The sequence below is a fragment of the Paenibacillus turicensis genome (assembly GCF_050461185.1).
Taxonomy (GTDB): Bacteria; Bacillota; Bacilli; order Paenibacillales; family Paenibacillaceae; genus Fontibacillus; species Fontibacillus turicensis_A.
The window spans coordinates 116,525-129,433 of the sequence record NZ_JBCMOR010000009.1 but is presented as its reverse complement, the minus strand read 5'-3'; the positions used below and the strand labels follow the sequence as shown (position 1 = coordinate 129,433).

15 protein-coding genes and 1 pseudogene are annotated in these 12,909 nt (G+C 38.3%); all 16 read right to left on the bottom strand.

Annotated features, from left to right (window positions below; all coding sequences use genetic code 11):
* Positions 1-204: 204 nt before the first annotated feature.
* The 16 genes and pseudogenes from ABE099_RS14980 to ABE099_RS14905 all read right to left on the bottom strand — a co-directional run bounded on the left by ABE099_RS14980 (position 205) and on the right by ABE099_RS14905 (position 12,890).
* The gene (locus ABE099_RS14980; protein WP_430031936.1) at positions 205-540 is read right to left on the bottom strand and encodes a hypothetical protein; all 336 of its coding nucleotides are present in this window, start codon (positions 538-540) and stop codon (positions 205-207) included.
* Positions 533-937, bottom strand: coding sequence for a flagellar export chaperone FliS (gene fliS, locus ABE099_RS14975; RefSeq protein ID WP_430031935.1), 405 nt, complete (start codon positions 935-937; stop codon positions 533-535). Before fliS ends, ABE099_RS14980 begins: the two co-directional genes overlap by 8 nt.
* A gap of 25 nt (positions 938-962) precedes the next feature.
* Entirely contained in the window at positions 963-2,426 is a 1,464-nt protein-coding gene (gene fliD / locus ABE099_RS14970; RefSeq protein ID WP_430031934.1) for a flagellar filament capping protein FliD, read from the bottom strand.
* Positions 2,427-2,439: 13 nt separating this feature from the next.
* Positions 2,440-2,814, bottom strand: coding sequence for a flagellar protein FlaG (locus tag ABE099_RS14965; RefSeq protein WP_430031933.1), 375 nt, complete (start codon positions 2,812-2,814; stop codon positions 2,440-2,442).
* Between the two features lie 128 nt (positions 2,815-2,942).
* Positions 2,943-4,121: a flagellin gene (locus tag ABE099_RS14960; RefSeq protein ID WP_430031932.1), complete on the bottom strand. Its 1,179-nt coding sequence runs from the start codon at positions 4,119-4,121 to the stop codon at positions 2,943-2,945.
* 363 nt (positions 4,122-4,484) lie between these two features.
* Positions 4,485-4,736, bottom strand: a complete 252-nt coding sequence (csrA, locus tag ABE099_RS14955; RefSeq protein ID WP_430031931.1) for a carbon storage regulator CsrA — start codon at positions 4,734-4,736, stop codon at positions 4,485-4,487.
* A gap of 4 nt (positions 4,737-4,740) precedes the next feature.
* Complete coding sequence (gene fliW, locus ABE099_RS14950; RefSeq protein WP_430031930.1) at positions 4,741-5,178, bottom strand: flagellar assembly protein FliW; 438 nt, start codon at positions 5,176-5,178, stop codon at positions 4,741-4,743.
* Between the two features lie 238 nt (positions 5,179-5,416).
* Entirely contained in the window at positions 5,417-5,980 is a 564-nt protein-coding gene (locus ABE099_RS14945) for a DUF6470 family protein (RefSeq protein ID WP_430031929.1), read from the bottom strand.
* Positions 5,981-5,994: 14 nt separating this feature from the next.
* On the bottom strand, positions 5,995-6,924 hold the full coding sequence (gene flgL / locus ABE099_RS14940; protein ID WP_430031928.1) for a flagellar hook-associated protein FlgL: 930 nt from the start codon (positions 6,922-6,924) through the stop codon (positions 5,995-5,997).
* A gap of 13 nt (positions 6,925-6,937) precedes the next feature.
* Entirely contained in the window at positions 6,938-8,536 is a 1,599-nt protein-coding gene (flgK, locus tag ABE099_RS14935) for a flagellar hook-associated protein FlgK (protein ID WP_430031927.1), read from the bottom strand.
* Positions 8,537-8,607: 71 nt separating this feature from the next.
* Positions 8,608-9,108: a flagellar protein FlgN gene (locus ABE099_RS14930; RefSeq protein ID WP_430031926.1), complete on the bottom strand. Its 501-nt coding sequence runs from the start codon at positions 9,106-9,108 to the stop codon at positions 8,608-8,610.
* A gap of 9 nt (positions 9,109-9,117) precedes the next feature.
* Positions 9,118-9,408 carry a flagellar biosynthesis anti-sigma factor FlgM gene (gene flgM, locus ABE099_RS14925; RefSeq protein WP_210090817.1) on the bottom strand — a complete coding sequence of 97 codons (291 nt, stop codon included), beginning with the start codon at positions 9,406-9,408 and terminating at the stop codon, positions 9,118-9,120.
* Positions 9,409-9,739: 331 nt separating this feature from the next.
* Complete coding sequence (locus tag ABE099_RS14920; RefSeq protein ID WP_210090827.1) at positions 9,740-10,150, bottom strand: TIGR03826 family flagellar region protein; 411 nt, start codon at positions 10,148-10,150, stop codon at positions 9,740-9,742.
* Positions 10,151-10,544: 394 nt separating this feature from the next.
* Positions 10,545-10,847, bottom strand: a pseudogene (locus ABE099_RS14915) (Rpn family recombination-promoting nuclease/putative transposase); the annotation flags it as partial.
* A 20-nt stretch (positions 10,848-10,867) separates the two neighbouring features.
* Positions 10,868-11,743, bottom strand: coding sequence for an Rpn family recombination-promoting nuclease/putative transposase (locus tag ABE099_RS14910; RefSeq protein ID WP_430031925.1), 876 nt, complete (start codon positions 11,741-11,743; stop codon positions 10,868-10,870).
* 145 nt (positions 11,744-11,888) lie between these two features.
* Positions 11,889-12,890 carry a ComF family protein gene (locus ABE099_RS14905; RefSeq protein WP_430031924.1) on the bottom strand — a complete coding sequence of 334 codons (1,002 nt, stop codon included), beginning with the start codon at positions 12,888-12,890 and terminating at the stop codon, positions 11,889-11,891.
* Between the last annotated feature and the right edge of the window lie 19 nt (positions 12,891-12,909).

Here is a 12,909-nt window from a genome sequence, read left to right as displayed (position 1 = left end):
AGTGTGATTAATAACCACAATTTGACTATACCACCATCGGTTCCGATGTGTCAATTACCAAAGAAAATGTTTTATTGTAAAAAAATGTAGGTTTATGGCGAATGCTATTTTACTTGTTTATAATGAGCAATTTAGTATATAAAAAGGATTAGAGATGTACCTAAGCATCGGCACAAGTTCTCTAATCCCAGTTTACAAATTATCTTATTTTCTTTGGTCCATGATAATACTGTCAGAAGCATAAGCAGTTTCATAGGCGTTACGTTGTACCTTGGCTTGACCACGGTTACGGAGCCATTCTGCAGCTTCTTGCTTCTGTTGCTCCATAGAATGTCTTAACTGTTCTTCACGAAACTGAATTTGGGTTAGCTTCACCTTTTGCTCTAAAGTTAAAGGATTAACCGTCTCACAAGCGATAATTTCATTGATGATCTGTTCTCTATCATTTATAAATTTTGTCCAGTCTTCATGAGAAGCACTTTCGCTGTTTTGAAGCATTTGATGATCCAAATTATCCAGTTGTTGAATTAACTCATCCATTGGCATTCACTTGAGACTGGCTTTGTCCACTCGCTAATTCCTTAGAGGCTTGCACCCAGCTTTCTCTTAGTTCAGACAAATATCCTAATGCTTCCTCTGCCTTGTCAACTTCATTTCTAATGTTGGATTCGATCAGCAGGTAGTTAATATATTCATACAACTTCTCTAACTGCTCAGATATTTCATAGCTATGGTTTAATGAAGCTCTAAGCTCACTGACAATCGTTTGAGCTTTACCGATAAGCTCATTTTTTTTCTGATAGTCCTTTTCATTAATTGCCGCAATGCCCCCACGTATAAAACGAATTGCACCATCGTACAGCATAATTAATAGCTGAGCTGGTGTAGAGGTTTGTACAGAGGATTGCTTATATCTATCATAAGGAGAGGTTATCATTATGGTTCACTCCTAGTTACTTTTATCATTTTGATAATAGATTCGTGATGCTGGAGGTTTGAGAGTTTAGTTTGTTGATGGCTTGCTCCATGGCATTAAACTTCGTATAGTAGCTTTCTTCCATTGAGGTGAGCCTTTTAGTCAGTGTCTTAATACGATCATCTAAATCAGTTAGCTCCTTACCCATTGTACTTTGTTCATCTAAGGTTTGTGTAAGGTCACTACTATATTTTGATGTACCTGATTTATCGGAAATTCTACCTAATGTATTTAAAGTTGTATCATATAATTTATCAAAGATCCCTTTAGTGTTTCCATCAAAAGAACCAATAAAAAGCTCCATTACTTTATCAGGATGGTCACTAATTGCTTGTTTTAATTTATCTTCATTTAGGTATAGCTTTCCATTTTCGGTGTAAGTCCCTGTTGTAATTCCGAGGTCTGGAAGCGAAATTGTTTTATCACCAAGCTTCACGGAGGACTCAATTAAAATACTTCGCATATTGGATAAACCTTCACTAATGATGGTATCTCCGCGTAAAAGACCACTTTGTGCCTTTTCTGTCCAAAGCTTAATATCGTCTTCCTTCATTTCCTTTTTTTGATCGGCAGATAAAGGAGCAAAGTTTTTATATCTTTTTTCACTAATTTTAGAGTTCATTGTTTTAATTAATGAATTATAGTCCTCAATAAAGGATTTAATTGTTTCGATTGCTTTTTTGCCATCTGCTTTAGTTGAGATATTAGAGGTAGCATTATCGGCACTTTTTTGTAATAACGTAATTTCAACGCCATTTACAGTAAGCACATTGCCAGCAGGTTTAAATGTCTCACCATTAATTTCTACTTCTGCTGCCTTACCTGGACTTGTCAGGCTAGCATCCGTTTCCATCTTTGCTGTTAAGTTCCCTTTAATCTGTACACTGCCATCAAAGGATTTAGATTTGATAATTATTTGACGAGAAGCTTCATCAAATACAGCAGAAACGTTAGCTTCTTTATCCCCATTTAGCTTATCCAATACATTTTTTATCGTATCTGATCCAGAAAAAGAAATTTTCTTGCCTGGTGTTTGTATATAATACTCAGAAGGTTCTGATCCACTTTCTTGAAGAGCGCTTAGTGTTGTAGAGTTATTCACCCCTGTTGCCAGCTTCTCAGATTTTACTGTAGTTGGCTCAGCCACACTAATTACTTTTACCTCCATCGGTACCATATTGGCCGAGCTTTGAGCTTTAACACTGATAGCATCCTTATCCCCAGTTACTTCTGAAGAATAAATACTCATCGCTGAAGTGGAACGATAATTAAATAGTTTATTTTGACGAAAATCTACCAAGCTACTATTAATTTGTTTATAGTTATCTCGACGCCATTCTAAAATTTGTTTGTCTTGATTGAGTTTATTTAATGGCGTACGACGTGCAGACATTAACTTGGTCACCATTGCGTCAATATCCATACCTGATGCTAAACCAGAAACTCTCATCTTTTATACCTCCTTATAAACGTTCGTCAATGATGAGACCTGCAAATTCCATCATCTTTGCTACAATCTCCAAGGTCTTTTCAGGTGGGATTTCACGAAGCAGTTCACCTGTATCCTTATTTAATACTTTAATCATGATCGCATTTGTTTTGTCATGCACACTGATTTCAACTGTGGTCTCAGGACCTTGCAAAGCTTTCACTGCTTTATCTATTGAACGGATTAATTCCTCTTCACCAAGCGAAACTAACCGCCCTTGAAGCTCTGCGTTGTGTAACTCACGTCCATTTCTAATAGGTAATACTTCTTGTGTATCCATCTTAGGTTGTGGAGGATAACTGCTTGAACTCGTACCTTGAGTTCCTGAAAATGAAATTTGCAGATTCATCATTACACCTTCCCTCAAATGATCCTACTATTGGTTATATCGGATGATGGGATGATTTGGTTTAGGGAAATATCAAAAAAGAGATTCCGAAAATTTCGGAATCCCTTGAAGACAAATACAAATGGATCTTAACGAAGCAATTGTAATACGCCTTGTGGTTGTTGGTTAGCTTGTGCCAACATTGCTTGAGCTGCTTGAGTAAGAATGTTGTTCTTAGTGAAGGACATCATTTCTTTAGCCATATCTACGTCACGTACACGAGATTCAGCAGCACTCAAGTTTTCGGAAGTTGCACCCAAGTTATTGATAGTGTGTTCCAAACGGTTTTGGTTCGCACCCAATTTAGAACGTTCTTCAGAAACTTTGTTCAACGCGTTGTTAATTGTAGTGATTGCTTTGTCAGCAGATGCTTGCGTAGAAATACGTACACCTTTAGTATCATCAATTTCTAAATCTGATTTATCAATAGTTTTATCAGCGACAGTGATAGCTGCATCTTCTCCATCAGACTTAACTAAGATATCCTTACCTGCTGCAGAAAATGCCTTTTGAATTGCAGATGCAATTTCATCACGTGTAGCTAAAATGTCACCAGCAGCTGTTCCAGTCCCAGCACCTTGTCTCAAAGTAAGTTCAAGTTCACCCGCAGCATTAAATTTAGCAGTAGTTTCCTTAACGAAATCATTTGCAGTAGTACCTGTTAATGCAGCTGTTGTTTTAATTTCAACATCTGTACCTTCATAACTTGTAAATACTACACCTAATTCATCTGATGTTGTTTCTTTACTTGTGAAACCATTTACACCTAATTTTTCATTACTCATATCATTAATGCTCAACTTAATGCTTTGCCCTGAGTTAGCACCAATATGGAAAGTTTTATCGTTGAAATCACCATTCAATACCTTTTGGTTATTGAACTCAGTGTCTGTAGAAATACGTTTGATTTCTTTAGACAATTCGTCAACTTCTGATTGAAGTTTTTGACGGTCAACGCCTTCGTTAGTGTCAGAAGAAGCTTGAACTGCCAATTCACGCATACGTTGAAGAATGCTATGAGTTTCAGTTAATGCACCTTCAGCTGTTTGAATCAAAGAAATACCGTCTTGAGCATTCTTTTGAGCCATATCCAAACCACGGATTTGTCCACGCATTTTTTCGGAAATTGCCAAACCAGCAGCATCGTCACCAGCACGGTTGATACGAAGACCAGAAGACAATTTTTCTAAGTTTTTGGAAGAAGCACCAGTGTTAGCGCCCAATTGACGGTGAGTATTTAATGCAGCAATATTGTGGTTAATAATCATGAGTAAATTTCCTCCCTGAAATAAATTTATTCCACATCCTTGTGGTCCGCTTGCTTTCGTTAAGGTCGGCCGCCCTTCCGAAATAGCGTCTTATACATATATCGACAGTTTGAATTAGGAACTTTAGAGCAAATGGACTAATTTCTAAAAAAATTTTCGGACATTTGAGGGGCTACAAGGCAGAGGGTTGTTCGGACCGCTGTTAAAAACTGATTCCTTAGATGCTCTACTCATAATGTTGGAATCAGTTTTTAAAGGTGGGCACTTCGTTTCTCCACAATCCCTCTGCCTTTCAGCTAAGTTACTACCATATCATAATGCTAATTCGTCTCATAAATCACCTCTAAACTATTTAGGGGCTACTTACATATCAGAATCAGGCTCCGAAGATTGATTATATTCATCTAACAACTTCGTTATATCTACTTGTCCATGTGTAACGGATTGTCTATTTAGCTCCTGAATAGATAAGTAGATTTCTTTGCGAAATACGTCAACCTGTCTTGGAGCTGTGATGCCAATTCGTACGTTATCACCCTCGATACCAAGAACGGTGATTTCAATGTTATCTTGGATAACGATGGATTCGCCTTTTCTACGTGATAATACAAGCATAGATTTACGCCCCCTTCTCAGGCGAATGGTTTGCCCATAGCAAATGACGTGACGTATAGGCGGTATCGTGCAAAATAACTTGTCTTGCTGTACGACTTTCTGTGTTAAAAACAAGTGGGGCTAATAGATTTAAGGTAGATTGCTGAATTTGCTCTTGTAGTGTGACTATATTTCTGATCTGAACAGCGTTATCTAGTCTAAGCTCCTCCACAACAGAGGTCGGTAGTTCAAATTCATAGTTTTTGTAAAACTCAAATGGGTTTGTGATAAGCAAGGATATTTCAGGTTCCACTAAAGACTGTAGGTAAGAAAATGGTGTGCCTTCCATATCAATAATGGCAAACTGATTATGTTCTTCAAAACCAGGAATGCCTTTTGGAAAGTTATAGATTTGAGTTTCTGTAATTTCGATTTTACCAAATTGTGCTGTTGTAATTTCCATAATAACCAACTCCATATCATTTTTAACTCTTAGCTCTTAATTGTTTGTTCGTATCATTCTCGTAGCTTCCTAATTGTTTACACTATATGTCTGATATATTTAGATCGTATATCTTAAAAGTATTAGTTATATTAACTCTCTAGCCAAACTCTAGTAACAAAAATAGCCATAGTCGGACTTTCCAAACACCTCCGCTACAGCTATCTTACATGATTCATGAGATTTTATATCAATGTTTTTACATTGATAGATCTAGATTTGGTGGAATAATTTCCACCGAAGCATATTGTTTAACCTGAATATTCAGATTGCCAGGCTGGTATTGAACATCTGGGCGATAGGCTCTAGCCGAAATTTGCGGTGCGTTTGCCTGCGCTTGAATAACAGGACTATTACGTTGAACATGAATACGTACGTTGTCATAAGAAGCAGGTCCCCTGAACTCTACAAATGGATCTCGCTTCCAATCCCCTCCATACACCTCTGCAATTGTATTGCCAGGTTTATGAAACTCTGCTAATTGATTACCCTGTTCCACCTTTTTAGCTAACGCTTGGAGAAATAAGCCCTGCAAATTAGAATAAATTTGCTGATTCATCTCAAGTGGATGTCCACCCTTATACGCTCGCCAAGCATCGTGTTGATCAATCTCCATTGTGGGCGCAGGTTGTTCAATTTGCAAATCCGCTTGTTTCGTTTCAATACTAAAATCTGGACGTTGCTGTTGCATTGTAAGGGATGCCTTTGTTGATTCAATAGATAACAGCGAAGGCTGCTGACGAATTTGAAGCTGTGGAATCATTTATTCCTCACCACCTACCGCAAGAAATCAGCTAAAGAGTTAGATATTATTTTTGCTCCAGTAGATAAAGAAGCGTTATAAATACTTTCCTGAATTTTAGAGTTCAGCAAAACCTTTTCATAATCCGCATCCTCAACACTACCTTGCATATTATTAAGGTTAATTTCTAAGTCACTTAATCGTCCTTGCATAAGGTCGACTCGATTTGTTTTAGCGCCAACCTGAGATCTAGCGGTTAATACCTTATCTAGTCTTGTATTTACAAGGTCAAGCTGATCTGAAATTGTGTCAAAGTCACTAGCTTCAAGGGCAGTACTTAAACGATCTAACATTGTAAAAATGTGATCACTGTTCTTTTCAGACGGATTACCAAAAATATCACTTCCAGTAACGTTCACTGATAATTGAATATTATCACCGATGAAATAATTAATTTCACCTGTATCTGTTGTTATATCTCCTGCCAAAGTAGTATCTGATTGATTATCCGAACCTTTAGGAAAGTCATACGGCTTCTTATCATAGGTTTGACCATTAAAAATATACTTACCGTTAATCTTACTGTTGCCAATATCAATTAACTGTTCCTTTAATTGCTTAATTTCTGTATTAATACTGTCCAATGCAGATTGAGGATTAGTAGAGTTTGACGCCTGAACCGTCAGTTCCTTCACACGATGCAAAATGTCTCCTACCTGACCTACCGCTGTATCTGTATATTCCAGCCAAGACTGCGCAGTACTCACATTTTTCTGATACTGATCATTTGAAGACAACTCCGCCCGATAACGCATGGAATAAGTGATGCCCACTGGATCATCGGAAGGCTTGTTGATTTTACGTCCTGTGGTCAGCTGAGTTTGTAAGTTGTTTAAGTTGACACCGTTGCGGTTCAAGTTAAGCAGCATTTGGTTGTTTAGCATATTTGAAGTGACTCGTATCATAATTTATAGCTCCTTATCTACCTACTACGCCTGTAGAGTTAATGAGTTTATCTAAAAGCTGGTCATATGTGGTCATGAAACGTGCTGCAGAGGCGTAAGCGTGCTGAAATTTCATCATGTTGGATAATTCTTCATCCAGAGATACACCACTGACAGATTGACGTTGTGCTTCTACTTGTGTGACTAACACATCAGAGTTAGCTGCTTGACGTTGTGCTTCTTCTGCTTTAACCCCAAGCTGACCAACCATCGCTGCATATTGGGAATTCACGGTAGATTGAGTACCATCTCCAGCTGTAAACTTGGTTTCGTTAAGGCTAGATAACAGCAACGCTAATGTATTGTTTCCTTTGATGACTGCTTGTCCTGTGCCTGTTGCTTCGGTACGTAATGATGTAGCTAACAAGTTAGAGTCCCCTGCGATTAATGGGTTAATTGCAATTGTGCCTGCACTAGTTCCAACAAAAAACGGTAGGCCACGATCCGTGGTTCCATTTAGTGTAAAGCCAAGCTGATGCAAGCCATTAAAGCCATTTACATCGATAGTTGTAGCTTCCTTGAGCGTACTATTTGCTGGTAACGGATTACCTGCTGTAACTAGTTGATCTACACCGTTAACCGTAACCGTAGTATCTTTGTTAACCACTGTACCTTCAGGCAACATAGAGCCTGCTGGAATAGAAACATCTTTAATTGTACCGTTCATAATGGTGTTGGTTAGATCATTTAGTTGCTTTTTAGTATCTACAACATAGCTATCACGAGCGAGGATTAGTCCAAAGGCTTCTCCACCTTGAAGGTTATTAGATGCAAAGCCTTGAATTAAAAATGAAGCATCTAGGTTCCCAGCAGGAGAAGGTTGTACCTGAACAGCATTTCCTTGTAAAAGGGATGTGCCCCCCATCATGATGTTGTAGCCTGTATCTCCATCTGTAACGGTAATATTAATAATTTTAGATAATTTATCTGTAATTAAATCACGTTGATCTCGAAGATCGTTTGCATCGTCGCCAAGCCCTTCTAGGCGTGAAATGGATTGATTTAAATCAGCAATAGAGTTCAAATAGCTAATCGCTTCCGTTTCCTTCATGCCAATGCTTGTTGTTAAATCTGCTGTCAGATTGTTAAGCTGGCGATCCATATAATTAATTGCATCGGTCATCGCCGCACCAGTTTCTAATACGATTTTACGTGCCGTTGCATTTTCAGGGTCTTTACTGAGATCAGACCATGATTTCCAAAACTTATCTAAAACCTGACGAATCCCTGTGTCGGAGGGCTCATTCATAATGCCTTCTATTTTTGATAGGGTCTCGTATTGAACTGTCCAGCTTCCATTACCACTATTTTCACCACGAAATTGTGCGTCTAGGAATACGTTACGAATCCGCATGATGGAATCAAACTCTACCCCTGTCCCTAATTGCCCAGGTACATTGGAGCGCATCATCCCGTAAGCTTCCATTGGAATAGATGCCTTCATGTTGACGACTTGTCTGGAATAACCTGCTGTGTTGGCATTTGCCACGTTATGCCCTGTTGTATTTAAAGCGGCCGTTTGTGTAAACAAGCTGCGTTTTGCTGTTTCGATCGAATGGAATGTAGATGCCACTTGTCATTTTCCCCCTAACCAAATTCAATCTATAAAGTGTGAAAAAGTAATTTATTAATCTGTAAAAATACCTACCCTCTCGTATCAAATAACCCTGGACGCTGCACGCCACCAAACTTGTCGGCTGGATGATGGTATGTCACCTCTTGGTCTTGTCTTCCCCCAAAAAGCTCTAACGAAAATTCCAAAAAGCTTAGCGATTGCTGAATCAATTGCTGGTTTAAATCGTTGATTTGCTTTACCTCAGCAAGTGTCGTGGACAGCTGTAGCTGTGCTTGTTGTAGCTTTTGCTTTTCCTCTGGGTCAAACACCAGTCTTGTAAGCTCGGTAATCGTTAAATTAAGCTGAGATTTTATCCCACGATCTTTTAATAACTGATTACAAGCCTCAATGCGTTCTGCCTCGGATATTTCGATCTTCTTTAGAATACGAGATTCTTGATTCATAATTTGAATAATCCCGTTTACGTCATCCTTGATGATAGCCTGCTTCTTCTCGTTGGCGATGTCGATCATTTCACGATGATGATCATCTAGCTGCTGCAGTGTGTGTATAAGGCGGTCTACTGTCATTGCTGCCTCCTACTCCCGATCAAAGGACTTAAAATACGGAATAAGCTTCTCAACAAGCTTGCCTGTTTCAACGCGATAAGTGCCTGTGGACACTTGTTCCTTTAGTTCTGCAATCCGTTGTGCCCGTTCTGAACCATTCATTTGCATTTCCTCACCTGCTCGTAATAATTCCTTTGCTTCTGCTGAAATGGACACTTCATCTTTACGTTTTGCTTTGTTATTTACTTCCTGACGTTGTGAATCGATTTGACGTTGGTAGCTATTCATCGCTCCAATTCGTCCAGTCTCATTAATTTTCATATGCTCCACCCTTCTTTCAAAAAAGTAATTCATCAATCTCATTAATCTTCAATCCATTTTTATTCGCGTCTATCCATGTTATCCATGACAGTATCGTAAGTTCATTTTTAAGTTGTTCTTGTTATCACGTTCCGTTTTATTTACTTCCTTATTTACCTCATGTAAATGTAAGTTAAACAAGTATCCCCTAACATGTCTTAAGGGTATAAATGGCACTAAAATAAAAAAGCCGATAATCTTTAATAAGTTTATCGGCGGATTTTAAAACATTATGAATAGCGAATGTTTGGTTTATGAAGAATATTATGCTATTTTTTGTCGTGAATAAGCACTAATTACTACGAAACTTGTCAAGCGCACCATAAGCCCTAGGTCCAACATTTTTCTGATCCTGTGCTTGGTTGACTTCCTCTTGCGCTGATCGCAGGTCACGTGTTAACCGTTGTCTACAGGAATCACACATATTCCCTTCACGAATTAAAATCCCACACACCTCACAAGGATAGGTCATGTTTGGATTGTTTGCAACAGAAATACGGCCTTCTTTTATAAATTTAGTAATTTGTTTAATAGAAACATCTGTAGCTTCAGATACTTCTTGAATGGTTGCTGTTTTTTCTTCGCGGAGATATTGCAAGCATTTGTCATATTCCATCTCAATTTCCTTTATACATGCCTGACACACTTCTCTGAAGCTTTTCGCAAATAATCTGCCGCAACGTGGGCAATTGCCGACATTCATCTCCATTTCCGACTCTTCCCTTCAAAAAAACATATTATTGATGCTAGATTACCTTATATTCACAGTGTTCGTCCATAGATTTTATCATTTTTTGTAAAATTGTCATCAAAACACAAAAAACTCATTAATAAATAAAAGGGCTCTATTTAAGTATCAGTACTTGACATGGACTGAAGGGTGGTAGCTACGCTCCAGAGCGTTCTTGCGATTGTTGTTAAAATCATATTCCTTTTATTAATGTATATTTATGGATGGAATTTGATTTTAAGAGACAACCTTCAGAATCTCTCTGTTTCTTCGCTAGTTTGGGTTAGCGGTCAAGCACTGATTTCAAGATTGAGCCAATAAAAAATTCATTAATTTATATTAAGTTAATTTTACGCTTCATTCCCCTTTATTTTAAAGGTTTCAAAGACATAATTTCCTTTTCACTTATCCCTGTTGCTTTAGAAACCAGGTCGATTGCAAGCCCTTCCTTAAGCAAATTTTTCGCAATTTCTAAAGCCTTTTGGCGTTCGCCTTGCTGTTTTCCCTTCTCCAACCCATTGTCCATCGCCCATTCCATTGCAGAGGCTTCATCATGCAAATATTTCTGACGCTCCTCATAACGTATTCTCGCTTCGGAATCTTGACTTAGTAATTCTAAGGTGGTCATCGCCTTTTTAATTGTTGGTTCATTCATCTGCAATACCTCCCAGGTAAAACGTATAGTGAGTCTTACTTCAAAGACGTAATCTCCTTCTCGCTTAGTCCTGTTACTTTTGAGATCAGTTCTATTGCAAGACCTTCCTTAAGCATGTTTTTTGCAATATCCAAAGCCTTTTGGCGTTCGCCCTGCTCTTGCCCCTTCTTTAGTCCTTTCTTTAATCCCTTCTCTAAGCCGTTGTCCATCGCCCATTCCATCGCCGAGGCTTCATCATGCAAATATTTCTGACGCTCCTCGTAACGTATTCTCGCTTCGAAATCTTGACTTAAAAACTCTAAGGTGGTCATCGCCTTTTTAATTGTTGGTTCGTTCATCTGCAATACCTCCCAGTTTGTTTTATCTGTTCCTTTCAGAAAAAATAACCAGTTTATAAGTCCACTATGCTTAGGCAAAGCCATGCCGTCTAGTTTGGGTAATTCAATAAAATGAATTTCAATATCATCGATAAGCTGAATCGCTGTAAGATCTTCCTTTAGGTGAAATGTATTGTGGTAAATATCGTTAGGCAAAAATGAATAATTTAAAATATTTATAGTGACGCACTTTTTCAGTGTCTTGTAGGTCTGTCCTTCTTGGAGCTGAGCGGAATAACGTTTGCCCCAATAATACAAAGTCCGCTTTTCAATATCATACTTGTTAAACAGTTGCATTTCCACATTGATGTGCTCACCGGCTTCTGTCCGTGCCCAAATGTCAAAAATAGATTGTTTATCTAGTGGCGCATCCTTATCGGTGTAGGGGTTAAGTATTGTAATTTCTTTTAAAGGTGGGCTTCCTGCTTCCATAAAGGTACGGTTCAGAAATGCTAACAGCACATCCTTATTTTCTTCGCTCCCAAATATACGTTTAAATACAAAGTCGTTGCTCGGATTAAGTAGTTCCGTCATTTTTAAAAATCACTACTTTCGTACTAATTATATCATGCTTTTTAATGCTTATTAAATATTGAGAATGTCTAAATCGAGTAACAAAGTATGCAAATAATGAATGTAGACAAAAGAATATTGCTAGACTATTGGTTAGGCTTATAGATTATGATCTAGCCCATGTGAGCCCATATACCTCAAATGGGATTTGCATGTCTTTTCCCAGTTGTTTTAGCGCAAGTGAACAGGCATTTAACGTACTGCCGGTCGTATATACATCATCAATGAGCAAGATGTTTAGACATTGATCTGTTTGGTGCGAATTAGTGAATTTATTAGTATGATATGTTTGCTGTATATACGCCCTTGAATGGGGTGCTGGCTGGTATAAAGAAGCTATCGATTGCAGGCGCTGATATCTATTTTTATGACTTTGTTTGTCCGTATCCATGGTTCTTTCTAGTAAAGGGTAAAGAGGTAGACCATGCTTCTTAGCTACAGCCTCTGCAAGAGGGAAAGACTGATTAAAGCCCCGCTCCTTCATCCGCTCTGCGCTAATCGGGACATAGGTAACTACATCCCAATTAAAAGCCTTATTTTTAAACAATTTAAAAATATTATAAGGTTGAGAGGTCTGTTTCAACTGGTTGCACTGATTGTATTGACGACACTGATTATATTGATAAAACATCGAACCTTTTTTAGTTGGTTCATCTGCTAGTAATTCATTAGTTAATGGTTCATTAGTTAATAGTTTACTAGTAAGCTGTTGCTGCATCGTTTTAGCTCCCTGTACAAGCATTTTGGCTAGCAAAGGCGCATAACGTTCATCTCCACGAAATTTGTAGCTGCCTAACCACTCAGACATCTCTTCACTATATGCAACACTGCTGCGGTGAAGCTTAAAGTGTCGGTGTACAGCTTGTTTATAAGCGTCATCCCTTCTAGTACAGTCTGGGCAGCCTACATGCCGACCACAAATTAAACATCTTGGCTCCTTAATCCAATGAATCCTCTCAAAGCAAGCCTGACACAGCTCTGGATAATGAGGTACGACAACGGAAATTCGCTTTCCGCAGGGTAAGCAAAATCTCCCTTTAGGTGCTAATAGCTGGTAGAAGCCGTCTTTTATATTTTTCAAATGATTTTTTGCTGGATTTATAGTCATAAGATTTGCCCCCAGTTTA